The organism is Tardiphaga sp. 839_C3_N1_4, assembly GCF_051811045.1.
In the GTDB taxonomy this organism is placed as follows: domain Bacteria; phylum Pseudomonadota; class Alphaproteobacteria; order Rhizobiales; family Xanthobacteraceae; genus Tardiphaga.
In genome coordinates, this window is sequence record NZ_JBPWQD010000001.1 from 686418 (window position 1) to 710268 (window position 23851).

Consider the following 23851-nt stretch of genomic DNA (forward strand, 5'->3'; position numbering starts at 1 on the left):
AACAAAGAGCTTGTCACGGCATGGTGTTGTGTCGTGAAATTTCATCAAGCCCGCACGACGATGGGCGAGACAGGTTGCAGGGAGACGATGCCAGCATGACGCCACTCGACAAGATCCTCAGCCTCGCGATGCCGTTCTCCGTATCGATGGGCGTGACCTTCACCGACGCCGACCTGGAGCGCGTCGTTGCCACGATGTTGGTGCGCGAGGACCTGTGCACACTCGGCCATACGATCCATGGCGGCGCGGTGATGGCGCTCGCCGATGCGGTTGGTGCGGCGGCGACGGTCATCAATCTGCCGGAGGGCGCCAAGGGAACGACGACCATCGAGAGCAAGACCAATTTCACAGGTGGCGCAAAAGCCGGAAGCACCGTCCGCGCGATCGCAACGCCAGTTCATCGGGGCCGCAGAACGCAGGTGTGGCAGACCCGAATCGAGACGGAGGAGGGCAAGCTGGTGGGCGTCGTGACGCAGACCCAATTGGTGCTGTAGAGCGGCGCGTTGCGCTTTAAGGTTTTGTTAATGCTGGATAATTGCATGGCTCACCTGCGGTGGACGCTGGCAGGTGCGGCATCTGAGCCCTTGTATTTCATGGTGCGGCGCACAATATAGGGTGTCTAGGGAATCGACGCTGTCCTCGAGGGCAACTTGAGGATTTTGACCATGTTAGACGCCGCCACCACCATCGCCATTTCGACCCGGGCTCCGGCCCGCGGACATGTGCGTGTCCTTGCAGCCCGCGAGCTGCCGCTGTTCCGCGAACATCTCTTGAGACTGGATCGCGAAAGCCGCCGTGATCGTTTCAACGGTTCGCTCGACGACGAATGGGTCGCACGTTACGCCGAGAAGTCCGTCAATACCGGCACCGTCATTCTCGTTTACTTCGAGGATGGCATCGTGCGCGGCGCCGCTGAGCTGCATCAGGCCGATCTGTCGACGGACTCGCTGCCCGAGATTGCCTTCAGCGTTGAAGCCATCGTGCGCCGCAAGGGCGTCGGCAGCATCCTGTTCACCAAGCTGATCGCGAAGGCGCAGTCGATGGGCTATACGAAGCTGCGCATCACCACCGGCGCGCAGAACGATGCGATGCGTGCGCTGGCCAACAAGTTCGGTGCGCACCTGTCATTCCGCCATGGCGAATCCACGGGAACGATAGACCTGCGCGATCCCATGGGCGCAGGCGTCGCGCCGCAGCCAAAGACCTCGGCGCTCGATGTGGCGCGCGCGGTGGCCGACTATAACCGGGCTTATTGGGGTCTGTGGTTGAAGCTCGCCGGCTGGGGCAAATCGTCCTGAGCCTGGAACTATCGCGACAAATGAAAAAGGCCTCGTGGTGAACGAGGCCTTTTTTGCGTCTGCGGGGAGGGCTGTGAGCGCCCTCAAAATCAGATGCGCTTGTCGTTACCGAATTTGCGTGTCACGCGACGTTCCACGACCACCGAACGCTGAGCGCCTTGCTCGCCTGCGATGACGCGGGTCACGCGCAGCGTGCCGGTCGAGCGATTGGCTTTCTTCACTTCGGCCTGCACGGCATCGAACGGCATGCCCATCAGCGATGCCGCGATCTCTGCCTGCTGATCGAGATCCTCGGTGATACCCATCGCGGCGAAGATGGCTTCTTCCAGGGTCGGGGGATCGCGCCGTACACGCCGCGTTCCGTATTTCGTGTTCCAGTCTTCGCTCATCGCTCGCCTCAGTGTTGATTTGCGATACCTAAGGGAGCGGTTGTTGCATTGCAATATGGAATTACCGCGACAAAGCAGCCATGCAAACTTGTTCCCGGAAAACGAGAAAGAGTTTGGTCAGTAGCTTTACGACAAAGCGGACGGCGGGGCGGTATCCCGCTGAGGCTGCGGCCAGCGTTTCAGCGCCGCGTGGCCGGCGTCGGTCAATGCGTAGGTGCCGCGCGCCGGACTTTCGAACCAGCCATAGACATTGCGATGCAGGATCTTTTGCGCATCCGGATATTCTGGCGTCAGCTCGCGCACTTTGCGCGGACCAACGACAAGCATCGCTGCGCAGGCCAGCGCCTGCTGGCGATAGGCCGTCATGATCGGCGCGCGGGTGCTGCCGCCTAGCGCAGGATCGCCTTGGCGCTTCTTGTGCTCGGTGATCAGGCGTGAGCGCTTCTTCGGATTGCGTCGGGGGGCGACAGTGGCAGGCGCGACGAGAACCTCGACACCGCCGGCTTCCGTAATTCCGAGCATGCCGAAACCGAGTCTGCGGCACAGGTTGCGGTAGCGCGCATCGCTTTCACGGCCTTTGCCCCTGATCGAAAGCTTGGCCGCCACCCAGACTTCATCGCTAGCGCCGGCACGATCGACGGCCTGCAGGATCAGTTCGAGATTGAAGCTGAGTTTGAGCTCGCCGATCACCACGATTGGCGGATCGTCGCCACTCAACGCCACGAGATCGCAGCCTGATATCTCGCCTTTGACTGTAAAGCCAAGGCCTTCGAGGAAGCGTTTCACCGGGAGGTAGAGCGAGGTTTCCAAAAATCGAACGTCCTAGTCGAGGTCCATGAGACGATGCGCCGCTGCAACCGCGACTCACCGGCCGAGTTTATCCGGGTTGGCCCGCGGCGACACCCGAGGCGCCTTAATCCCTTGTGCGATCGGAGACCCGCGGTGAAGACCCTTCTGGAAATGTCGGACAGCTTTCGTCTGTTGCCGCATCTGATCGCTATGTCGATCGCCTATGTTCTGGCGCTGCCCATCGGCTGGAATCGCGAGCGCGCCGAGCGCAGCGCCGGGCTGCGGACTTTTCCGCTGGTGGCGCTTGCCACCTGCGGCATCGTTCAGGCGACCGAGGGGGTTCTGAGCGGTCATCCCGAAGGCACGGCGCGCATCATCGAAGGTCTGATGACCGGTATGGGCTTCATCGGCGGCGGCGCCATTCTGAAGAACAACGGCTCGGTGCGTGGTACCGCCACGGCAGCCAGTCTGTGGGCCACCGGCGCAACCGGCGCTGCCGTGGGCCTCGGCGCCTATGACGTGGCGGTCGTCATCTCGCTGTTCACCTTCCTGACTCTGTGGCTCCTGGTGCCGTTCAAGCAGGAGGGGCCAAAGACCGAAGAGGGCACGACGACGCCTCACAGCGAAATATGAGCCACAAAATACCGGTGCTGGCGCAATTCTGTGAGGGTTAACCTCAATTCGCCCGATTTTGCAGGCGCATGGCAGCAATGATTGGCCTTTTGCTGCGAAGCAGCGTAAAGCTCCGCCGATCCCGATACGCACCGGACTCCTGGACCCGACGTGACCGCCAACTGAAGGGCGGCAGATTCGTTTCCGTTTGGTCCCAAGTATTGATCCCGTGGATCCCCATGAGTCCGACCGCGACGCGGTCCGCTGCAAGCAAGGTTTACATCTGTGTCATTTCTCTCGACTGGTCCGTCGCTCGCCCGCGCGTTGGCTGAGCGCAACTACAATGAATCCACCCCCGTCCAGGCCGCCGTCCTCGCCGACGATGCTGTCGGTCGCGATCTTCTCGTGTCTGCGCAGACCGGCTCCGGCAAGACCGTCGCTTATGGTCTGGCGATTGCCGACAATCTGCTCGAAGGCGCGGAGAAGCTGCCGAAGGCGGGATCGCCGCTGGCGCTGATCGTCGCGCCGACGCGCGAGCTTGCGCTGCAGGTACATGGCGAGCTGACCTGGCTCTATCAATATGCGGGCGCGCGTGTCGTTTCCTGCGTCGGTGGCATGGATCCGCGCAAGGAACAGCGCGAGTTGGCCGCAGGCGCGCATATCGTTGTCGGTACGCCCGGACGTCTATGCGATCATCTGCGTCGCAATCGCCTCGACGTCTCCGAACTGAAGGCCGTGGTGCTCGATGAAGCCGACGAAATGCTCGACATGGGCTTTCGCGAGGACATGGAGTTCATTCTCAAGACCACGCCGGCATCCCGCCGCACGCTGCTGTTCTCGGCAACGCTGCCGCGCGGCATTGCCAATCTGGCCAAGCAGTATCAGCAGCAAGCGTTCCGCGTCGAAGTCGCCGGCACCGAAGGTGGCCACTCCGATATCGAATATCGCGCGATCCGGATTTCGCCGAACGATGTCGAGCACGCCGTCGTCAACGTGCTGCGCTATTTTGAATCGCCGAGCAGCATCGTGTTCTGCAACACGCGCAACGCGGTGAACCACCTGCAGACCGTCCTGCTGGAGCGCGGCTTCTCGGTTGTCGCTCTGTCCGGCGAACTGTCGCAGAACGAGCGCACCCATGCGCTGCAAGCGCTGCGCGACGGTCGCGCACGGGTTTGCGTTGCCACCGACGTGGCTGCGCGCGGTATCGATTTGCCCAATCTCGGCCTCGTCATTCACTCCGATCTGCCGAACGATCCCGAAGTGATGCAGCATCGCTCGGGTCGTACTGGCCGCGCCGGCCGCAAGGGCGTCAGTGTTCTCCTGGTGCCGCCGTCGCGCCGTCGCCGCGCCGAGATGCTGCTTAATCTCGCCGGCACCGACGCGGTCTGGGGATCGGCGCCGACCGTCGAGGAAATCCGCGTGCTCGATCAGCAGCGCATGCTGCAGGATACGCTGTTCACTGAAGAGTCTACCGAGGACGATCTGACGCTTGCGCGCGCGATGCTCGCCGAGCGTTCGGCCGAGGAGATCGCAGCGGCGCTGGCGCGGCTGTATCGCTCGCGTCTGCCGTCGCCTGAAGATGTGCAGGATCCCGGCACGTTCCGCGGTCGCGAGGATCGCCCTGGCAGCCGTCGCCGGGACGAAGAAGGCGCGCCGGTCCGCAAGACGCCGAAGAAGAGCGAACCGATGGGAGAGGGCGCCAAGTGGTTCCGCGTTGCCATCGGCCGGCAGAAGAATGCCGAAGCGCGTTGGTTGCTGCCGATGATCTGCCGTCGCGGCGGCATCGAGAAGGCCGATATCGGCGCGATCAAGATCTATGACGGCAATTCGGAATTCGAGATTTCGGCAGCCGCGGCCGAGAAGTTCGCGACCATGATCAAGCGTCCGGACAAGGAAGACAATATCCACATCGAGCCGCTGGCTAACGGTCCGGAAGGCGCGGTCGCATCGAGCCGCACGGCGCCGGAAGATCGCGACTATTCCAACAAGCGTCCGCGCAAGCCCAGCTTCAAATCCGATGGCGACCGTCCGGACTTCAAGGACAAGGGTGCCTATAAGGAGAAATCCTGGAAGGACAAGCCGAAGAGCGACAAGCCTTATCAGGGCGACAAGCCGCGCTACGAGGGCAAACCGCGTTTCGACGACAAGCCGAAGTATGACGGTAAGCCGAAATACGATCCGGTGCGCGCCGACAAGCCGGCTTACAGCAAGCCTCGCGGTGAAGACACGCGTTATGAAGGCAAGCCGAAGTTCGAAAAGAAGTTCGACAAGCCGCGCGCAGAGAAGGCGCCTTACGTTGCCAAGGCGAAGCGTGACGGAGCTTCGTCCGCTGCCAAGCCGGCTTTCGGGAAGAAGAAAAAGGTCTGGGGCAACGCCGGGTAGTCTGGGCTCCGACCTCATGGTGAGGAGCGCGCTACTTTAGCGCGCGTCTCGAACCATGAGTTGGTGATATGCAATCATCCTTCGAGACGCGGCCAAGCGGCCACTCCTCAGGACGAGGGCGGAGCGTGGGAAAAATAGTGGCTAAACCCATCCGCTTACCGGCAGCAGCGCGCCGGTCACCGCACTCGCCGCATCGCTCGCCAGGAACAGGATCACGCTGGCGAGTTCGTCCGGCGTGACCCACTTTGAAAAATCGGCATTGGGCATATCGCGGCGGTTCGCGGCTGTGTCGATCGTCGACGGCAGCACGGCGTTGACGGTGATTTTCCCCTTCAGCTCGGCGGCGAGCGATTCCGTCAACCGATGGACGCCAGCCTTGGAGGCCGAATAAGGGCCCATACCGGCGCCAGCCTGGATAGCGCCCATGGCGCCGATATTGATGATCCGCCCGGCTTTCGATGCCTTGAGATGCGGGATTGCCGCGCGCGATGCATTCAGCGCCGTGAGCAGGTTGAGCCGGTGCATCGTCTCCCAGCTCTTGTTGTTGCCGTCAGAGATATTCTCGAAGGCGAACGCGCCTGCGATGTTGATCAGCACATCGATCTTGCTGAATTGTTTGACCACCGCAGCGATGGCGGCGTCAGCCTGCGTCGCATCGGAGAGGTCGACGCCGCCGATCTGTAAACGATCTGGCGTTGAGGCCGGCGTCTTGGCGGAATGGTCGATGGCGGCAATGATTGCTCCGCTCGCAACGGCGCGTTCGAGCACGACCTGACCCAGCGCACCGGACGCTCCGGTGATGACGACGATCTTTCCGTTCATGGGAAACTCCTGTTACGCGCGATGATCCTGCCCGGAATTGGCCTTGGGTAATAGCCACAGATAGATCGCGCCGGCGGCGAGCGCCATGCCGGCCATCAGGCCGGTCATCACCAGCGCCGGATGCCCGAACGGTTCGAACACCGCGATCATGGCGCTGGCGAAGGCGCCCATGACCATCTGCATACATCGCATCACGCCGGCTGCCGCGCCTGCCACATGCGGCAGGTTCTGCAAGGCTTCGTGATTGGTGCTCGGTGCGAGCAGGCCAAAGGAAAAGATCGTGAGCGCCATCAGCGGCATTAACGACAGCGTCGTGACGGCGCTTGCTGGCACCAGAGCGACTGCTGCAACGGCGCTGGCGATCATCATCAGCAGACCGGCCATGATGATCTTGCGTGAGGCCACATGGCGGCGGCCCAGGCTCCCGCTGATCAGCGAGGCAACCAGCACGCCGCAGGAGGTCAGCCCGAACAGCAGCGCAAACATCGTTGTGGAGAGGCCGAGGCTGCCGATCAATACCGACGGTGCGCCCGAGATGAAGGCGAACATGCAGGCAAAGGCGAAGGCGTAGAGCAGGGAGAAGCCGACGAAGATGCGATCGGACAGCACCATGCGGTAGCTCTCGATCAGTTGCTTAGGGTTGAGCGAGCGGCGTTTCTCGACCGGCTGGGATTCCTCGAGGCTGATGGCGCCGACGATCAACAGGATCAGGCCGACGGCGGCCTGCGCGGCATAGATGGTGCGCCAGTCGCTAACGGTCATCACCCAGCCGCCCAGTACCGGCGCGATCATCGGAGCGATGCCGAGTACCGCGGCGATCTGCGACAGCTTGTGGCGCGCGGTGCCGTGTTCGAACAGGTCGCGCACGATGGCGAAGGGCAGGATGGCACAGGCGCCTGCAGCGAGACCTTGCAGCAATCGAAACGCGAGCAGCACGGTGAAGGATGGCGCGAGCGCGCAGGCGCCGGCCGCGATCGAGAACAGCAGCAGCCCATCCAACAGGGTCGCACGACGACCGAAGCGATCAGCAAGGGGGCCACAGATTAGCGGTGAAATCGCAAAGCCCGTCAGGAACAGGCTGAGCGTCAGCGGCCCGCGTCCTGCGGCGTCGGCGAAACTCGCCTCGATCGCCGGAAGGCCCGGCAATCCCATGTCGATCGAAAGCGGTGGCAATGCTGTCAATGTGCCCAGAAAGGCGGTGAAGGCGAAGCTGTCGCGCCTGAGGGCCAAAATCGATTCCTTGAAAATGCGAAAAAGTGTTTATGCGATCGCGGCGCTATTCTGCCGGACTGATTTGCGCCGGCAAGATCCGGCGGTCAATGAGACTGCTCAGCGTGAGCCCAAGCCCGACCATGGCAACGAGCGCTGCGAGCAGCGGAAGCTGCGCATAATGCATGCCGGCATTCAGCGCCACGCCGCCGATCCATGCGCCGGTGGCATTGCCGAGATTGAACGCGCCCTGGTTCAGGGTCGAGGCGAGGTTCGGCGCATCCGTGGCGGCATCGACCACCCAGATCTGCAGCGGCGAGACCAGCGCGAAGGCGATACCGCCCCACAGGATCAGCAGCACCAGCGTCGGGAGCGCCATGTGTACGACCAGTGCGAGCGCTGCGAGCACAATGACGAGACAGATGAATGCGCCAATGATGGTCGAGAGCAGGTTACGGTCGGCGAGGCGGCCGCCGATCAAATTGCCGATGGTGAGGCCGACGCCGATCGCCAGCAGTGCGCCGGTGACGCCATGCGGCGTGAGGCCGGTGACCTCTTCGAGCAGCGGCGTGATGTAGGTGAACAGGCTGAACATGCTGACTGAAGCCATGGTCGAGATCAGCATCGGCAGCAGCACCGGCCAGCGGCCCAAGGCGCGAAACTCTTTCGCCAGTCCGCCGCGCGTGCCCGGCATGCCCGATGGAACGAAACGCGTGATCGCGAGGAGCGCAACGATACCGATCACCACGACCGCCCAGAACGCAACGCGCCAACCGGCGGCCTGTCCCAGCGCGGTGCCGAATGGCACGCCCAGCACATTGGCGAGTGTGAGTCCCGCAAACATCAGCGATACGGCCTGGGTGCGCTGCTCACGCGGCACCAGATTGCTGGCAACAACGGCGCCAATTCCGAAGAACGCGCCATGGGCAAACGCAGTGACCACACGTGCGGTCATCAGCAGCCAGTAGTCCGGCGCAAGGGCGCAGCCGATATTGCCGATCGTGAACAGTGCCATCAGCGCGAGCAGCGCCGTTTTGCGGGGAATGCCCGCGGTGGCCATCGCCACGATAGGCGCTCCTATCACGACGCCCAATGCATAACCCGACACGAGATAGCCGGCTTGCGGGATGGTCACCGACAGGCTGCGCGCGACGTCGGGCAGCAGGCCCATGATGACGAACTCGGTCGTGCCGATGCCGAAAGATGCCGCAGCCAATGCGAGAATAGGAAGGGATAGTCGGATGGGTATTCTCCTGAGCGGAAATATTGCGATGCAATATCAGGAGATGTGCCACGACCTCAGCGATTTGGCGACCGCCTCGCGGGGGAGGCAGCATTGCGCCCCTCGGTCATCAAACTGTCGAGAGGCGTTTCGATAGAGTGGCTGTCAGCGGACAATAGGCCGGCTGTGCGACTTCAGCGCGAATGCAGGCAGACGGCTCAGACCGGAGGCCAGCTGCGCATGGCCATGTCGGCGAGTTTTCGCAATTGCTCGCGCGGTGCGCCGCCTGCCGCTTGCACGGCCATGCCCTGCAGGATGGCCGACACGTAGCGCGCGAGATCGCCGGCATCCGCGTCGGCTGGCAAATCGCCTTCGGCGAGGGCGCGTGTGAAGCGAAGGCGCAGATCGCCCTCGCTCTTCGAGCGGCGCGCCATCAGTTCCTGCTTGATCGTCTCTGCGGCATCGCCGCAGCAGAGCGCGCCTTGGACCGCGAGACAGCCGGGATTCTTGGGATCAGTCACCGCCTCGACGGATTCGTAGAGGATATGCTCAACCGCTTCGCGGGCCGTGGGTTTCTCCAGGCCGGTGCGGAAATAGCCGCCGGGGCCATCGACGTAGCGATCCAGCGCCTTGCGGAACAGATCTTCCTTGTTGCCAAACGCCGCATAGAGACTGGGTTTGGTGATGCCCATGGCTTCGGTGAGGTCGGCCATCGACGCGCCTTCGTAACCTTTGCGCCAGAACACATGCAGCGCGAGGTCGAGGGCCGTGTCGGTATCGAATTCACGAGGACGTCCCAGTGCCACGACGGGCCCTCCAAAGTTTTCTACCGTTCAGTAGATAAGTCTCTTGACAGTGGATGTCGATAGTCCATCTATACCGGACGTTACGAATGTGTGCGTTGCAGCGAGAGGCCCGGCGGGACCGGCCAGACGCGCAATGTACAGCTTAGCTACTGAAATGACAGGGCTTTACAAGGCCCACGCAGATTAAATGGGGTTCACAATGGCACATAATCTCCCTCGCAAGATCGCTTTTGGCGCCGGAATCGCGTTGGTGGCGGTCGCCGTTGGCGGCGGTGCGGCGCTGATGAATCTGTCCAGCGTGGCAGCTCAAGCCGAGTCCGGCGCGGTTGTTCCCGCGGCCGTTCAGGCCTCGGTTGCCCTGGTGGAAGCCAAGGCCACGGCGCCTTCGGACGAGTTCTCGGGCCGCCTTGAGGCCATCGAGCGGGTCGAGATCCGCTCCCGCGTTGCTGGCGCCGTCCAGGAGATCCACTTTCGCGAGGGCGCGCTGGTCAAGAAGGACGACCTTCTGGTGCTAATCGATCCGGCGCTCTACGCCGCCGACGTTGATCGCGCCCAAGGGCAGGTGTCCGCATCGCGGGCGCGCCTGATCCTCACCAAGGCCGATTTCGACCGCGGTCAGCAACTGACCAGCTCCAGCATCACCCAGCGCGACCTCGACAATCGTATCAATGCGTATCGTGAGGCCGAAGCCAACCTCAAGGCTGCAGAAGCCGCGCTCAAGACCGCCGAGCTCAATCTCAGCTACACCGAAGTGCGCGCGCCGGTCGCGGGCCGTGTCGGCAAGGTGGAAATCACCGTCGGCAACCTGATTTCGGCCGGCCCGTCCGCGCCGCTGCTGACGACGCTGGTCTCGGTCAATCCGATCTATGCAAGCTTCAATGCCGACGAACAGGTGGTGTCGCGCGCGTTGAAGACGCTGGCAGACGAGAAGACGCCGGGCGATATCGACCGCATCCCTGTTCACATGACCACCGTCACTGATAGCGCACCGGTGAAGGGCCGCATGCAGTTCATCGATAATCAGGTCGATCCGCGCAGCGGCACCGTGCGGGTGCGCGCCATGTTCGACAATGCCGATGGTCGCTTGATGCCCGGCCAGTTCGCGCGGCTCACAATGGGCCAACCGAAGGCAGAACAGACGCTGCTGATTAGCGAGCGGGCAGTTGGCACCGACCAAAACAAGAAGTTCGTCATGGTGGTCGATGCCAAGGACAAGGCGCAATATCGCGAAGTGATCCTGGGGCCCTCGGTGGATGGCATGCGCGTAATCCTCAACGGCCTGAAAGCCGGTGAACGGATCGTCGTCAACGGACTGCAGCGGGTGCGGCCGGGTGTGACCATCAAGCCGGAGATGGTGGCGATGAACGCCGCATCTCTCGCCTCGGTCAAGGCCGTCGCGCAGAACTGACAACGACCGCCCTGTCCGCAAGCGGGCAGGGCGCACTTCCCAATACACAGCACGTCATCGAGGTCGAGCGATCGGCCGCGCAGAGCCCTTGCACCCTGCAGGTCTGGATCATCACGGAATAGCGCCATGAACTTTTCAAAATTCTTTATTGATCGCCCGATCTTTGCCGGCGTGTTGTCGACGGTGATTTTTCTCGCCGGCCTGCTGTCGATGCCGGTGCTGCCGATCTCCGAATATCCGGAAGTCGCGCCGCCGACCGTGGTGGTGACAGCGAATTATCCCGGCGCCAATCCGAAGGTGATTGCGGAAACGGTCTCGACGCCGATCGAAGAGCAGATCAATGGTGTCGAGAACATGCTCTATATGAGCAGCCAGGCGACCACTGACGGCAGGATGACTCTTAACGTCACTTTCCGCCTCGGCACCGATCCCGACAAGGCCCAGCAGCTGGTGCAGAACCGCGTTTCGCAGGCCGAGCCGCGTCTCCCTGCGGAAGTCCGTGCGCTAGGCGTGACCACAATCAAGAGCGCGCCTGACCTCACCATGGTCGTTCACTTGCTGTCGCCGAACGACCGCTATGACATGACCTATCTACGCAATTACGCCGTGCTCAACGTCAAGGATCGCCTCGCGCGCATCGAGGGCGTCGGCCAGGTGCAGCTGTTCGGCTCGGGCGATTATTCCATGCGCGTCTGGCTCGACCCGCAGAAGGTCGCCGAGCGCGGTCTGTCGCCCGGCGATGTGGTGCGTGAGATCCGTGCGCAGAACGTGCAGGCGGCAGCGGGACAGGTAGGCGGTTCGCCCAATGAGCCGGGCCTCGACCTCCAGCTCTCCATCAATGCGCAGGGGCGCCTGCAGAGTGAGGAAGAGTTTGGCGAGATCATCGTCAAGAACGGCGACAACGGCGAAGTGGTGCGGTTGCGCGACATCGCGCGCATCGAGCTCGGTGCCGCGGATTATGCACTGCGCTCGCTGCTGAACAACAAGTCCGCAGTGGCGGTTCCGATCTTCCAGTCGCCGGGCTCCAATGCGATCCAGATCTCCGACAATGTCCGCAAGACCATGAAGGAGCTGAAGGAGAATATGCCGGACGGTGTCACCTACGACATCGTCTACGACCCCACGCAATTCGTTCGCGCCTCGATCGAGGCGGTGATCCATACACTGCTTGAAGCCATCGCACTGGTGGTGCTCGTCGTCATCCTGTTCCTGCAGACATGGCGCGCCTCGATCATCCCGCTGATCGCTGTGCCGGTATCGGTGGTCGGCACCTTCGCCGTGATGCATGTGTTCGGCTTTTCGGTGAATGCGCTGACACTGTTCGGCCTCGTGCTGGCCATCGGCATCGTCGTCGACGACGCCATCGTCGTGGTGGAGAATGTCGAGCGCAATATCGAGCGCGGGCTCGATCCGAAGAGCGCGGCCTATCAGGCCATGCGCGAAGTGACCGGCCCGATCATCGCGATTGCGCTGGTGCTGGTCGCTGTGTTCGTGCCGCTCGCCTTCATCACCGGCCTGACCGGGCAGTTCTACAAGCAGTTCGCGCTGACGGTGGCAATCTCGACGGTGATTTCGGCCTTCAACTCGCTGACGCTATCGCCGGCGTTGGCTGCGCTGCTGCTAAAGGGCCATGACGCGCCGAAGGATGCGTTGACGCGCTTCATGGACAAGACGCTTGGCTGGTTCTTCGTCCGCTTCAACCGCTTCTTTGCCAGAAGCTCCGACGCCTATAGCGGCGGCGTGAAGCGCGTCGTCTCGCGCCGCGCGGCGGTGATGGGAATCTACGTTCTGCTGATTGGTGTCACCGGTTATCTGTTCCACGCAGTCCCGGGCGGTTTCGTGCCCGGTCAGGACAAGCAGTATCTGGTCGGCTTTGCGCAGCTCCCCGACGGCGCCACGCTGGATCGTACCGAAGAGGTGATCCGTCGCATGGGCGAGATTGCGCAGAAAGAGCCCGGCGTCGAGAATTCGATCCAGTTTCCGGGCCTGTCGATCAACGGCTTCACCAATTCGTCCAACTCCGGCATCGTCTTCATCGGCCTGGATGCGTTTGACAAACGCAAGGATCCGAGCCTGAGCGGAAATGCCATTGCGTTGTCGCTGAACAAGAAGTTTGCCGGCATTCAAGACGCCTTCATTGCCATGTTCCCACCGCCGCCGGTGTCGGGTCTTGGTACGATCGGCGGCTTCAAGCTGCAGATCGAGGATCGCGCCGGTCTTGGCTATGAGGCACTGAACGACGCCACTAAGGCTTTCATCGGCAAGGCAATGCAGCAGAAGGAGCTGGCCGGCCTGTTCTCAAGCTATCAGATCAATGTGCCGCAGCTCTATGCCGATGTCGATCGCACCAAGGCGCGGCAACTCAACGTGCCGGTCACCTCGGTGTTCGACACGATGCAGATCTATCTCGGCTCGCTCTACGTGAACGACTTCAACAAATTCGGTCGTACCTATTCGGTGCGCGTCCAGGCTGACGCCAAATTCCGGGCGCGGGCCGATGACATTGGCCAGTTGAAAGTTCGCTCTGACAGCAACGAGATGATCCCGCTCTCGACGCTGCTGCGCGTCAAGGAAAGTGCAGGGCCGGAGCGCGCCATGCGCTACAACGGTTTCCTGTCGGCCGACATCAATGGCGGCGCGGCGCCCGGCTATTCCACCGGCCAGGCGCAGGACGCCGTGGCGCGTGTTGCCAAGGAGACGCTGCCCAAGGGCATCGACTTCGAATGGACTGAACTGACCTATCAGGAAATCATCGCCGGCAATTCGTCGCTGATCGTGTTCCCGGTGGCGATGCTGCTGGTGTTCCTGGTGCTTGCCGCGCAATACGAAAGCCTGACACTGCCATTGTCGATCATCATGATCGTGCCGATGGGCTTGCTGGCGGCGATGTTCGGCGTCTGGTTGACCAAAGGCGACAACAACGTCTTCACCCAAATTGGTTTGATTGTCCTGGTGGGTCTGTCGGCGAAGAACGCCATCCTGATCGTGGAGTTTGCCCGCGAGCTGGAATTTGCCGGGCGGACACCGATCCAGGCCGCGATCGAGGCCAGCCGTCTGCGGTTGCGGCCGATCCTGATGACGTCGCTGGCCTTCATCATGGGCGTCGTGCCGCTGGTGACATCCACCGGCGCGGGCTCGGAGATGCGTCATGCCATGGGTGTCGCGGTGTTCGCCGGCATGATCGGCGTCACGGCCTTCGGCATCTTCTTCACGCCGATGTTCTATGTGCTGCTGCGTGCCATGGCAGGCAACCGTCCGCTGACCCAGCATGGCGAAGCGACGGTCGATCAGGCAGCGCCGCTGGCCCCGGGATCGCACGAAGCAGAATCGCGCCCGCATGCCACGTCGCATTCGTAACGCCCGGGACGGGTAAGGAGACGCCTGAGGAGGGCTGCTGGTCCGCGGATGCGCCGTTTCGACCCATTCCAGGGCGAATTGCGTAGCCGGTGCCCAAGACTGTTGGAATCGCACCCAACTGGCCGGGTGCGCTTTCCTCCACTGCACATCTTCCGCTACAATGCGAAAGGCGCTGCAGGGGAATGACGGGTTGCGGACAGGTTTCTACAAATGCGAATACCGGGTTGATGAGGCGGTTGGTCGCAGCGTGATGTTTGTCGAGCATGGCAGCATGCTCGGCGGCAATTCCGCTTTTGCCCATATCGGCAGCTATGAGCTCCGGGGTGACGAGGTGGTGGCGGAGATCGAGAGCCGCCGCCACATGAACGATCCCAATTATCCCTCGCTGCTCGGCCAGGATGTGGCGACCATCAGCGTCACCGGCCGACCCTATGGCGACACCTATCGTTTTCAGGGCGTGTCGCCGCAGATGCCGGGCGCGAAATTCGAGTCCGTCATGACGACGATCGATGACGGCGAGATGCCTCCGGCCGGACCGATCGGTGCGGGTGGCATCGCCAACGGGCTGTATTCGATCCATCTGCGCACACTCGACGGCATCGATGGCGGGCTCAACGGCGTGATGCTGCTGCATGACGGCCGCATCCTCGGCGGAGATGCGTTCTTCTACTATCTCGGCGCCTATTCCTCCGCGGACGGACGCTGGAAGGGCGAGATGCTCAATCAGGAGCATACGCCGGCAAAGGGCGAGAACCCGGTCTTCGGCGGCTATGAAATCGGCATCGGCTTTTCCGGCACTTGCGACGAAGCCGGCGCCGAACTGGAAGCCACGGCGTTGGCCGGCAAACGGAGCCTGCGGTTACAGGCAGTGCTGAAGCTGATCCGCAAGGCCGTGTAAGTTCCAGGCTGGTGCGCGGCTTGATGGGTTGCGCGCCTGTCCCTAATGTCGCCGGCGAATGACACAGATGGCGACGAAAACCATGACACAGCGTATCGGCGCGATGCCTCTGATCTGCTTGCTCGGCGTCGCCGCTGGACTGGCTGTGCTGTCCGCGCCGTCGCGTGTGCAGGCCCAGTCCGCCGATCTGGTTCTGTGCGATCGCCTCGCGGCCGATCCTGCCGATCCCGACAAGCCTGCCGATGTGAAGGGCGTGGCCGATATTGCCAAAGCCGATATTGCCACCGCCATCAAATTCTGCCGGACCGCGTCCGGCGGGTCGCGCCGCGCGATGTTCCAGCTTGGACGTGCTTACGCGGCAAATGCACAAGTTGCGGAGGCGCTCGCAGCATGGCGCAAGGCGGCGGACAAGGGCAGTACCTCCGCCATGGTCGAACTCGGCGTCGCCTATGGCAACGGAACCGGCGTGGCGCGCGACGAGGCGCAGGCGCGCAAACTGTTCGAGCGCGCGGCCGAAGCTGGCAATCCGCGCGGCGTCAGCAATCTTGCGGCACTATCCGGAGGCGCAGGCGCGGGTTCAGACCCGGTGCGCGCACGGCAATTGTTGGCGAAATCTGCAGAGACGAATGCCGAGGCCCAGTATCAGCTCGGCATGATGCTGTCGGAAGGCATCGGCGGCGCGAAGGACGATGTTGCGGCACGCGGCCTGTTCGAAAAGGCGGCAGCACAGAACCATGCGGGCGCGTTGGAGCGCATGGGCGCGTTCGCGCAAAGCGGCCGCGGTGGTGCGTCGGATAAGGATGCCGCGAAGGCCTATTACGAGAAGGCCGCAGCGCTGGGCGACGACGATGCGAAGAAAGCGCTGGAACGCATCAAGTGCCCTTATGTGCTCAAGGACAAACGGGGCAACGTCGTCAGCAATATGTGCTTCTGATCAGCCTGGCTGACTACGGCTTGTCGCAGACATGTGCGTTCATCCCCGGGGCGAATGTGCGCCGGTCATTCACCGAGGGATCGACAAAATAGGTGATGGCGTTGAATGGCACCGTGACGCGTGACTTGATCCCCTTGAACCACAGGTCGACGCTGAAGCGATCCGCGGTGACGTTCAGTCGCTCGAACTGGTGCTGCAGCACGAACGTCATGTCTTCGGGATATCTGGCGCGCTGGGCATCGGGCACGATGACGCCGTCGAACGAGGTCCTGAACGTGATCTCGTAATAGTGCCGGCCGCGCAGACCGCGTCTGGCGACGTCGGCGAGCGTGGATCGCACCTCGGCATATTGGGCGAGCGGGTCGGTGGTGCAGGGCCGCTGTGCTGCCGCATGCGACGTGAGTGCGGCCAGCATGATCATGGTGGCGACGAATGGTGTGAAGAATGTGCGCAGGCGGCGAGCCAGGGAAGGTGTCATGATCCTTTGTCGCGGCGGGAGTGAGCGGGTTCATGACGCTCGATCATGACAGCGATTTTCTGCCGCATGCTTCCGCAACCATTTGTTTGAAATTGGCCGCCTAAACTCCCGGCTCTGAGTCGCCTTTTGCGTTTTCCTGGAGCCGCCTGTGAACGAGAGCCTGATCGCCATCTGCCAGTTGTTTCTGGTGCCGCTGACCATCATGTTTGCCGCGGTAGGCGTGGCCAATGCGCGCTTCGTCAAACTGCTGGTGTGCTTATTGGGCGTCGGTCTCGCCGGCCTATGGCTCTATCGCATCTATCTCTGGACCGGCCTGTCGGTGATCGATCGGCGCACGGCCTACGGGCTCGCGGGAGCCTTCGCGCTATGCTGGGTGTTGACGCTGTTGCATCAGATCAAGAGCAGCTTCGGCGGCGGATACGATCGCTAGGCTCAGGCAAATCTGAATCAGGCCAGCCCGAGCGAGAAGGCGAGCGTGCCGATCGCGGCATGCGACAGGATCACCGGCCAGATGTTCCGCATCCGCAGATAGGCAAGGCCCCAGACGATGCCGACCAGAAACGTGTTGAGCATCAGGATGCTGTCGCCATAGGCGACATGGATCAGCGAGAACACCGCCGAGGAATAGATCACATAGGTCCATGGCCTGACCTGCAACCGGTCGGTCATCAGTTTCGGAATCGATCGGCACACGACTTCCTGGCAGGGGCTGGAGACCAGGACATAGAAGGGCGCGAAGCTGAGCCAGACCGGCGGTTTGTGGTCGAAGGTCAGAAAGCGAGTCTGCGCCACCATGATTGCCGCGATGCCTGCCGTGATTGCGGCACAGAACAGCCAGTGGCTGATGTCAGAGGGACGGCTGAGACCGAGTTCCGCGACAGAGAAGCCGGCCAGCAGGCACAGCGCGATACACAGCACCGAGACCAGCAGCAACGCGGGGATGCGATATTCGAACGGCAGAAAGCCCCAGTGAATGGCGAGGCCAGGTGCGAGCAGCAGCGCGGCAAATCCCGGCAGCGGAGCGATCAATCGCCATTGGAATCGTTTCTGTCGTAAAACCGTCATGATGTTCTATAGCTGAAATCATGTGGTGGTTTAAGGGCGGAGTGGCCACGCAGGGTGCGAGCGACGAAAGCGTGATCGTCGATATGTCAGGAGTCCGTGTTGGCATTCCCGTCTGACAGTCCGCTCGGCCGATTGCTGGCCGCTCCGATGCGACCCGGGCGGGTGACGTGGCTCGGCCTGCGACCAGCGCGCCGGGCCACAATGCTCACGCCGTCGTCGGTGGGGTTGATCGCGCAACGCGGCATCAGCGGCGACCGGTACGACTCGACTCATGATGGGCCGCGACAGGTCACGCTGATCGCAGCGGAGGACCTCGCAGCCATCGCAGCGTTTCTCGGCCAGACCGGGATTGCGCCGGATCTGCTGCGCCGGAATGTCGTGACGTCGGGGATCAATCTGCTGGCGCTGAAAGACCGCCGCTTTCGCCTCGGCGCAGCCCTGCTCGAAACCTCCGGCGATTGCGCACCGTGCAGCCGCATGGAGGAGGTGCTGGGCCCCGGCGGTTACAACGCCGTGCGCGGCCATGGCGGCGTCACGGCGCGGATCATCGAGGGCGGTGAAGTGGCGATCGGTGATCCCGTCGAACGTGCCGACTGATGTTGTGTCTCACACATCCGTCCATGACGTGAACAGCGCCGCCTGACCGCGTCGCTCTCCGTTCTCGTCTCTCAGTTCCCAGACGATGCCGCCTTCGATCCAGAAGCGCCGACCGGATTTTGCGATCCGCAACCCGCGATAATTGTCGATGAAGCCGTTGTGCGCGACCGCGTCGAGCAGGCGTTGGCGTTCGTCGCGGTTCGGTGCTTCGGCTGACAAGCGCGACGGAATGGTGATGAATTCCTCCCAGCCATATTCGAAGCAGCGCTGTGCGGTTCTATTGGCATAGACGAAGACCGGATCGGCGGCAGTACTATGTGCGAGCACCGCGAATGGTGCGTCGCTGTAGAGCCACGCTGCATCTTGCGCAGGCGCCAACAGGGGCTTCCCGACGGTGCGGAGATAGCTCCCGCTGAGGAGCTTGAAGAAGGATGCATCGAGAGCGAAAGCAGGCGGCGTCGGAGCGGTCACGGGACTCTCTCAGGGATGGGGTATGAGGACATAGCCTGCATGACCCTATACGACATCGGCAGCGAAAGCGGTGCTGACTCATCCGGAATGCATGGAGCAGGCGCTGTCGGACGGCAGGAAGGATCAGGTCGTAATCAACCCGTTCTCGAACGCCACGGCGCATTGATTCAGCGAGAGGGCAGCGTCCCGGTCGTCGATTGCGCGTCCCGTGTAATCCGATAGCTGCCCGGCTTATTTAGTCGTCGCATCGGCTGGGCTCTTGTTTTAGCCTCTCCCGAAAATGTCGTTCCAGGCGAAAGCCCAATGGAGCGGCGCAAAGGGAGAAAACGTGAGCAACAACAAGAAGGGGCGATGGTTTGCTGTCGCCGCGGTCCTTGCAGCATCGCTGTTGGCCGTCGCGCCGGGGCAGGCGCAGCAATATCCCGATCGCAACATCACGATGGTCGTGCCATTTCCGCCCGGCGGAACGACCGACATCGTCGCGCGCATCCTCACTGAACAGCTCGGCACCGAACTCGGCAAACAGGTGGTGATTGAGAACCGCGGCGGCGCCAGCACGTCGATCGGTGCACAAGTCGTGGCGGGTGCCGACAAGGATGGTTATACGCTGCTATTCGCCAGCGCGACGACCTTCACGACCAACCCGCATCTGCTGGCCTCCATCAAATACAGACTGGAGGATTTCGCACCGGTTGCGATGGTGGTGAAGGTGCCGTTTGCCTTCGTCGTGAAGAAGGACTTTCCGGCCGCCGACGTCGCGGCGTTTCGTGCCTATGCGCTGGCCAATCCGAGCAAGGTCAACAACGCCACCAACGGGCCGGGCAGCACCGTGCACCTGATGGGCGAGATCGTGGCCCGCGGGCTCGGCGTGAAGCTGCAGCATGTACACTATCGCGGTGCGGCGCCGGCGATGAACGACATGCTCGCGGGCATCGTCGACAGCAATGTGGAAGCGCTGACCAATACGGTGCCGAACCACAAGGCCGGCATGTATCGCGCGCTGGCCGTCCTGTCCGAGGAGCGCTTGCCGCAATTGCCCGACGTGCCAACGTTCAAGGAGCTCGGATTCCCTTCGATCGTCGGCGCGACATGGTTCGCGGTCTTCGCGCCCGCGGGTACGCCGCAGCCAGCACTGGACTGGTTGAGCGTCGCCATCACCCGCATCGTCAAGACGCCGGAATTTGCAAAGAAGATGGAGCCGATCGGCAATCAACCATGGCCGATGACGCCGGCGGAACTCGAGACCCATGTGAAGAGCGAGCGCGACCGCCTGGGCAAACTCATTCGCGAAGCCAACATCACGGTCGACTGACCGAGTGAACAAGATCAAGGGAGAACATCAATGAATGCAGCTGTCAGCTCACCCGCCGTGAAAGTCGTCCGTTCGGTGCAGGATCAGGTCAGCCCCGAGGAATGGCAGTCGCGCGTCAATCTCGCGGCCTGTTATCGTCTCACGGCGATGTATGGCATGACCGAGATGATCGCCAACCACATCTCCTGCCGCGTTCCGGGAACGGAAGACCAGTTCCTGATCAATCCCTATGGCATGCTCTATGAAGAGATCGATGCGTCGAGCCTCGTCAAGATCGACCTCGACGGCAACACGCTGTTCAACGCGTCGGACTACGCCGTGAATGCCGCGGGCTTCGTGATCCACAGTGCCATCCACATGGCACGTCACGATGTCGATTGCGTCGCGCATACCCATACGGTGGCCGGCATGGCTGTGTCGGCTATGGAATGTGGGTTGCTGCCGGTGGCGCAGACCTGCATGCGCTTCCTTCATGTCGCCTATCATGACTTCGAGGGTATCGCCGACAATCCCGAGGAGCGCGAACGGCTGATTGCGCATCTCGGCAATCACGAGGCGATGGTGCTGCGCAATCACGGCCTGCTGGTGGTCGGGAAGACCATCGCCGCGGCTTTCAACGTGCTGTTCCGGATGGAGCGGGCCTGTCAGGTTCAGGTGGCAGCGCTATCGTGCAACACCAAGCTCATCACGCCGCCGCAGAAGGTCCTGCAGGACACCTATGATCGCATGAAGCCGCGCGACAATGTTCCGGGCCTCAGCGGCGAACTCGCCTGGCCGGCGCTGCTCCGCAAGCTCGATCGGGTCGATCCGTCCTATCGCAACTGAGCTTGCGCTGGAGTCTGATCCATCTTCGATGGATCAGACTCCAGCTATTTTCTCTATGAGAGCATGATCTTGTCCGAAAACCGGTGTCCACTTTTCGGGATCATGCTCTAGCAGGCTCGGCGCTTGCCGGGCTCGCAGACGTGGCATCCACCTGATGAACAGAAGGGATGCGCGGCATCAAGAATGCGGCGCATCATAGGTTCGGCAGTCAGATGCCGCGACCGCAGGTCCGCCTACGGCTTGAAGAACGATACCGGCGTCATCAACTGGTTTTCCTGGCTGATGAGATAGGCGGCCTCGGCGCTGATCTTCAGGTAGTCGGCCCAGGCCGGGTCCTTCTGCAGCGCCTGGCGCTTGGCCTCGCGATCGGCCGCGCTCTCATAAACCCAGATGTGCATGTAGCTGTTGACGTTGCCTGTCTCGGTTTGCGCGTAGGCGAGCGGCTTGCCCAGATGGCGGCTCTGGATCTCGTAGCCGTGCTCGGCATACAGCGCCAAGTGTTTCTTGATCGTGCCGGGGCGGCAGGTGTAGGTGCGAACGTCAAGCAGCATGGGGTTTCCTCGAGCGGTGGCGGATCAATAGGGTCATTCGGCGGTGGCGCCGGACTGCGCGACAAGCACGGCCCAGTGCGCCACCTCGTCGTTCACGTATTTCTGGAATGTCGCCCGATCGTCGCCGACGGGGTCGGCGCCGATCCCTTTTAGCCGCTCCTGGACGGCGGGGTCGGCCACGCTCTGAACGATGACCAGTGAAAGCTTCTCGACGATAGCGGGGGGCGTGCCGGCCGGTACGAACAGGCCGAACCACGAGCGCGCGTTCATGCCGGGATACGACGTTTCTGAGAAAGCTGGCACGTCGGGCAAGGCGGCGTGGCGCGCGCTGCCAGTCACCGCAAGCGCCTTGAGCTTGCCGCTCTGCACCAGAGAGAGAACTTCGGGCAGATTGGCGAACATGATCTGCACCTGGCCGCCGATCAAATCATTGAGCGCCTGCGCCCCGCCTTTGTAAGCCACGTGCGTTATCTTCGCACCCGCCAGTGTGCTGAACTGCTCGCCGGACAAGTGGGACGCGGTGCCAACGCCGCCCGACGCATAGTTAATGCGCGCGGCATTGGCCTTGGCATAAACGGCGAGCTCGCTCACCGAATTGACCGGCACCGACGGATGTACCACCAGCAGCAGGGGCACCGACGCCAGGTTCGACAAGGCCACGAAGTCGCGCGTGAGGCTGTAGCTGAGCTTCTGGTAGAGCGATGCATTGATCGCGTGGCTCGATGTGGCCATCAGCAGCGTATAGCCATCGGGCTCCGAGCGCGCAGCCGCGGCGCCGCCGATGTTGCCGTTGGCGCCGGCCTTGTTTTCCACCACGATCGACTGACCGAGCCGGACCGACATGGCTTGCGCCACCGTGCGCGCGATTACGTCGGTGGCACCACCGGCGGCGAATGGCACGATAACGCGCAAGGGACGATCCGGGTAATCGGCCATCGCGCTGACTGAAGTGAGGGCCAATGCTGCGGCCACGACGAGGCTCCGCAACGGAATGATTGCTTTGTACATTTTGTTTCCTCTGCCTCGTTTTTATATCCTGCCGACGGCGCGCTCCGCAGATGCGGGGCGGTCGTGGCGGTGGGCGTCTTGCCATGCCGACATGCGCATACGAACGCGCAAGTGGCGATAGCTGCGCCCGGTCAGGCGTCCATGCCGAACACTTTATGCAGCCGTGCGGCGGCGGCGCTAGGACAGATCAGACGTTGTGTTGGACTTTTTCGCGTATCAGTCCAGCGGACGGCAATGCTTCCGCCGGAAGTCGCCCGGCGTGAGGCCGGTCTGCTTCTTGAAGAAGCGCGCGAAGTAGGCCGGATCCTCGATATTGAGGCGGAACGCGATCTCGGCGATACCCGTTTCAGTGTTGCTGAGCCAGCGCTTGGCTTCGAGCATCACGCGTTCCTGCACCACCTGACTGGCTGTGCGCGCCACAGTTCGCTTGACCGCATCGTTGAGCTGGCGCTCGCTCACGCCAAGCGCCTCGGCGTACTGGCCGATGGTTCCGAAGCGCAGGTAGTGCGTTTCCACCAGCATCGCGAAACGGCGCGCGAGCGCTTGGTGTGGACCAACGCCACCGGCGGGCTCGTTGTCGGGGCACAGACGACTCAGGCGCGTGAGCAGGATCAGCAGGCAGGCCCGCACCACATCGGGGAATCCCGGCTGGCGATCGCGTGCCTCGCATTCCATCTCGCGGAGCAGCGGCAGCATGTCGTCATGCTGGGCCTGCGTGAGATAGAGCACGCTGTTGCCGCGCGCAGGTTGGAAGAAAGGAAGTTTCGCGACATCGTCGGCGCGCGGAAACATCCGCGCGAAGAAGTCGGTGCTGAAGTTCAGCACGTAGCCGTGAGGCTTGACCGATGACGTCCAGGCATGGACCTGGCCCGGCGAAAGAAAGAACACTGAGTGGTCGCGCACGTCGAAATGCGCGAAGTCGAGTGTGTGCGTGCCGCTCGCGCGGGTCATCCAGAGCAGATGGTAGTAGTTGTGCCGGTGCAGGAAACCGCGCGGGATGTCGTCGCGGTCCTCCAGTCGTACGAGGTCGAAGTAGAACGAGCCTTCGCCCGCGAAATCCGAGGTTTCAAAGGTCGGAAACTCGCCGGAGCGGGCGGAGAGGAGAGCTTCGGGCAAGTGAAGGTGTCCTTGCGGTTTCGGGGCACGGTTATCAGCGTCATCCTATCGCAAAAAGCCGGAGAGTACCGGGTGTTGGCGAATGCGACGCTGGACGGTCTCTCCGAGGAGTTCGACAGCTCTATAAGAATTCTGGGTGCCGCTCCATCGCACCCGGGAAGTTGCGTCGGGGGATGCTCCTGCAGGCATTTTATGGCGTTCGCTCGGAAGGGGACCTGGAACGGACGCAGACGGCGGGTCGTCGCAACTGAGTTTGCGCTGGATCAATTGCAGAACGGATTTCGGGCGATGGCGGTTGCCGA

The 23851-nt window shown here is 62.3% G+C and carries 24 protein-coding genes and 1 pseudogene; 13 read left to right on the forward strand and 12 right to left on the reverse strand.

The window, feature by feature from the left end:
* Positions 1-95: 95 nt before the first annotated feature.
* On the forward strand, positions 96-494 hold the full coding sequence (locus tag AB8A38_RS03600; protein ID WP_439084998.1) for a PaaI family thioesterase: 399 nt from the start codon (positions 96-98) through the stop codon (positions 492-494).
* Between the two features lie 171 nt (positions 495-665).
* Complete coding sequence (locus AB8A38_RS03605; RefSeq protein WP_315842433.1) at positions 666-1298, forward strand: GNAT family N-acetyltransferase; 633 nt, start codon at positions 666-668, stop codon at positions 1296-1298.
* Positions 1299-1387: 89 nt separating this feature from the next.
* Here AB8A38_RS03605 and AB8A38_RS03610 read toward each other — a convergent pair whose 3' ends face one another.
* Together AB8A38_RS03610 and AB8A38_RS03615 are read right to left on the reverse strand one after the other, a co-directional pair.
* Positions 1388-1687 (reverse strand): hypothetical protein, encoded by a 300-nt coding sequence (locus AB8A38_RS03610; protein ID WP_089263988.1) that lies wholly within the window; start codon positions 1685-1687, stop codon positions 1388-1390.
* Between the two features lie 126 nt (positions 1688-1813).
* Positions 1814-2497, reverse strand: coding sequence for a DUF2161 domain-containing phosphodiesterase (locus AB8A38_RS03615; RefSeq protein WP_439084999.1), 684 nt, complete (start codon positions 2495-2497; stop codon positions 1814-1816).
* Positions 2498-2629: 132 nt separating this feature from the next.
* Between AB8A38_RS03615 and AB8A38_RS03620 the strand changes: the two genes are divergently transcribed.
* The gene (locus AB8A38_RS03620; RefSeq protein WP_439085000.1) at positions 2630-3109 is read left to right on the forward strand and encodes an MgtC/SapB family protein; all 480 of its coding nucleotides are present in this window, start codon (positions 2630-2632) and stop codon (positions 3107-3109) included.
* A 264-nt stretch (positions 3110-3373) separates the two neighbouring features.
* The gene (locus AB8A38_RS03625) at positions 3374-5470 is read left to right on the forward strand and encodes a DEAD/DEAH box helicase (protein WP_439085001.1); all 2097 of its coding nucleotides are present in this window, start codon (positions 3374-3376) and stop codon (positions 5468-5470) included.
* Positions 5471-5611: 141 nt separating this feature from the next.
* Here the strand turns inward: AB8A38_RS03625 and fabG are convergent, their stop codons facing one another.
* From fabG to AB8A38_RS03645, 4 genes are all read right to left on the reverse strand, one after another.
* Positions 5612-6292 (reverse strand): 3-oxoacyl-ACP reductase FabG, encoded by a 681-nt coding sequence (fabG, locus tag AB8A38_RS03630; protein ID WP_439085002.1) that lies wholly within the window; start codon positions 6290-6292, stop codon positions 5612-5614.
* A gap of 12 nt (positions 6293-6304) precedes the next feature.
* Positions 6305-7522, reverse strand: coding sequence for a multidrug effflux MFS transporter (locus tag AB8A38_RS03635; RefSeq protein ID WP_439085003.1), 1218 nt, complete (start codon positions 7520-7522; stop codon positions 6305-6307).
* A gap of 46 nt (positions 7523-7568) precedes the next feature.
* Positions 7569-8717 (reverse strand): MFS transporter, encoded by a 1149-nt coding sequence (locus AB8A38_RS03640; protein WP_439085004.1) that lies wholly within the window; start codon positions 8715-8717, stop codon positions 7569-7571.
* Between the two features lie 224 nt (positions 8718-8941).
* The gene (locus AB8A38_RS03645; protein ID WP_439085005.1) at positions 8942-9529 is read right to left on the reverse strand and encodes a TetR/AcrR family transcriptional regulator; all 588 of its coding nucleotides are present in this window, start codon (positions 9527-9529) and stop codon (positions 8942-8944) included.
* Positions 9530-9728: 199 nt separating this feature from the next.
* Here AB8A38_RS03645 and AB8A38_RS03650 point away from each other — a divergent pair, with 199 nt between their 5' ends.
* The 4 genes from AB8A38_RS03650 (at position 9729) to AB8A38_RS03665 (ending at position 16126) form a co-directional block, all read left to right on the forward strand.
* Complete coding sequence (locus tag AB8A38_RS03650; RefSeq protein ID WP_439085006.1) at positions 9729-10937, forward strand: efflux RND transporter periplasmic adaptor subunit; 1209 nt, start codon at positions 9729-9731, stop codon at positions 10935-10937.
* Positions 10938-11063: 126 nt separating this feature from the next.
* Complete coding sequence (locus AB8A38_RS03655) at positions 11064-14294, forward strand: efflux RND transporter permease subunit (RefSeq protein WP_439085007.1); 3231 nt, start codon at positions 11064-11066, stop codon at positions 14292-14294.
* 190 nt (positions 14295-14484) lie between these two features.
* On the forward strand, positions 14485-15192 hold the full coding sequence (locus AB8A38_RS03660) for a GrlR family regulatory protein (RefSeq protein ID WP_439085008.1): 708 nt from the start codon (positions 14485-14487) through the stop codon (positions 15190-15192).
* A gap of 82 nt (positions 15193-15274) precedes the next feature.
* The gene (locus tag AB8A38_RS03665; RefSeq protein ID WP_439085009.1) at positions 15275-16126 is read left to right on the forward strand and encodes a tetratricopeptide repeat protein; all 852 of its coding nucleotides are present in this window, start codon (positions 15275-15277) and stop codon (positions 16124-16126) included.
* 13 nt (positions 16127-16139) lie between these two features.
* Here AB8A38_RS03665 and AB8A38_RS03670 read toward each other — a convergent pair whose 3' ends face one another.
* Positions 16140-16604 (reverse strand): ClpXP protease specificity-enhancing factor SspB, encoded by a 465-nt coding sequence (locus tag AB8A38_RS03670; protein WP_439085010.1) that lies wholly within the window; start codon positions 16602-16604, stop codon positions 16140-16142.
* A gap of 148 nt (positions 16605-16752) precedes the next feature.
* Between AB8A38_RS03670 and AB8A38_RS03675 the strand changes: the two genes are divergently transcribed.
* A complete protein-coding gene (locus tag AB8A38_RS03675) occupies positions 16753-17034 on the forward strand; it encodes a hypothetical protein (protein WP_439085011.1) in 282 nt (93 codons plus the stop codon).
* Positions 17035-17051: 17 nt separating this feature from the next.
* Here AB8A38_RS03675 and AB8A38_RS03680 read toward each other — a convergent pair whose 3' ends face one another.
* Entirely contained in the window at positions 17052-17633 is a 582-nt protein-coding gene (locus AB8A38_RS03680; protein WP_439085012.1) for a lysostaphin resistance A-like protein, read from the reverse strand.
* A 132-nt stretch (positions 17634-17765) separates the two neighbouring features.
* Here AB8A38_RS03680 and AB8A38_RS03685 point away from each other — a divergent pair, with 132 nt between their 5' ends.
* The gene (locus tag AB8A38_RS03685) at positions 17766-18266 is read left to right on the forward strand and encodes an MOSC domain-containing protein (protein ID WP_439085013.1); all 501 of its coding nucleotides are present in this window, start codon (positions 17766-17768) and stop codon (positions 18264-18266) included.
* A 9-nt stretch (positions 18267-18275) separates the two neighbouring features.
* On the opposite strand, the gene AB8A38_RS03690 is transcribed toward AB8A38_RS03685, so the two are convergent.
* Positions 18276-18737, reverse strand: a complete 462-nt coding sequence (locus AB8A38_RS03690; protein ID WP_439085014.1) for an MEKHLA domain-containing protein — start codon at positions 18735-18737, stop codon at positions 18276-18278.
* Between the two features lie 328 nt (positions 18738-19065).
* On the opposite strand from AB8A38_RS03690, the gene AB8A38_RS03695 reads away from it, so the two are divergent.
* Complete coding sequence (locus tag AB8A38_RS03695) at positions 19066-20049, forward strand: Bug family tripartite tricarboxylate transporter substrate binding protein (protein WP_439085015.1); 984 nt, start codon at positions 19066-19068, stop codon at positions 20047-20049.
* A gap of 30 nt (positions 20050-20079) precedes the next feature.
* Complete coding sequence (locus AB8A38_RS03700; protein ID WP_068736808.1) at positions 20080-20874, forward strand: class II aldolase/adducin family protein; 795 nt, start codon at positions 20080-20082, stop codon at positions 20872-20874.
* A gap of 233 nt (positions 20875-21107) precedes the next feature.
* Here the strand turns inward: AB8A38_RS03700 and AB8A38_RS03705 are convergent, their stop codons facing one another.
* The 3 genes from AB8A38_RS03705 to AB8A38_RS03715 all read right to left on the reverse strand — a co-directional run bounded on the left by AB8A38_RS03705 (position 21108) and on the right by AB8A38_RS03715 (position 23549).
* Positions 21108-21425, reverse strand: coding sequence for an NIPSNAP family protein (locus AB8A38_RS03705; RefSeq protein ID WP_439085016.1), 318 nt, complete (start codon positions 21423-21425; stop codon positions 21108-21110).
* 33 nt (positions 21426-21458) lie between these two features.
* A complete protein-coding gene (locus AB8A38_RS03710; protein WP_439085017.1) occupies positions 21459-22433 on the reverse strand; it encodes a Bug family tripartite tricarboxylate transporter substrate binding protein in 975 nt (324 codons plus the stop codon).
* A gap of 216 nt (positions 22434-22649) precedes the next feature.
* Positions 22650-23549, reverse strand: a complete 900-nt coding sequence (locus AB8A38_RS03715; RefSeq protein WP_439085018.1) for a helix-turn-helix domain-containing protein — start codon at positions 23547-23549, stop codon at positions 22650-22652.
* Positions 23550-23618: 69 nt separating this feature from the next.
* Here AB8A38_RS03715 and AB8A38_RS03720 point away from each other — a divergent pair.
* A pseudogene (locus AB8A38_RS03720) lies at positions 23619-23767 on the forward strand (IS5/IS1182 family transposase); the annotation flags it as partial.
* Positions 23768-23851 lie beyond the last annotated feature (84 nt).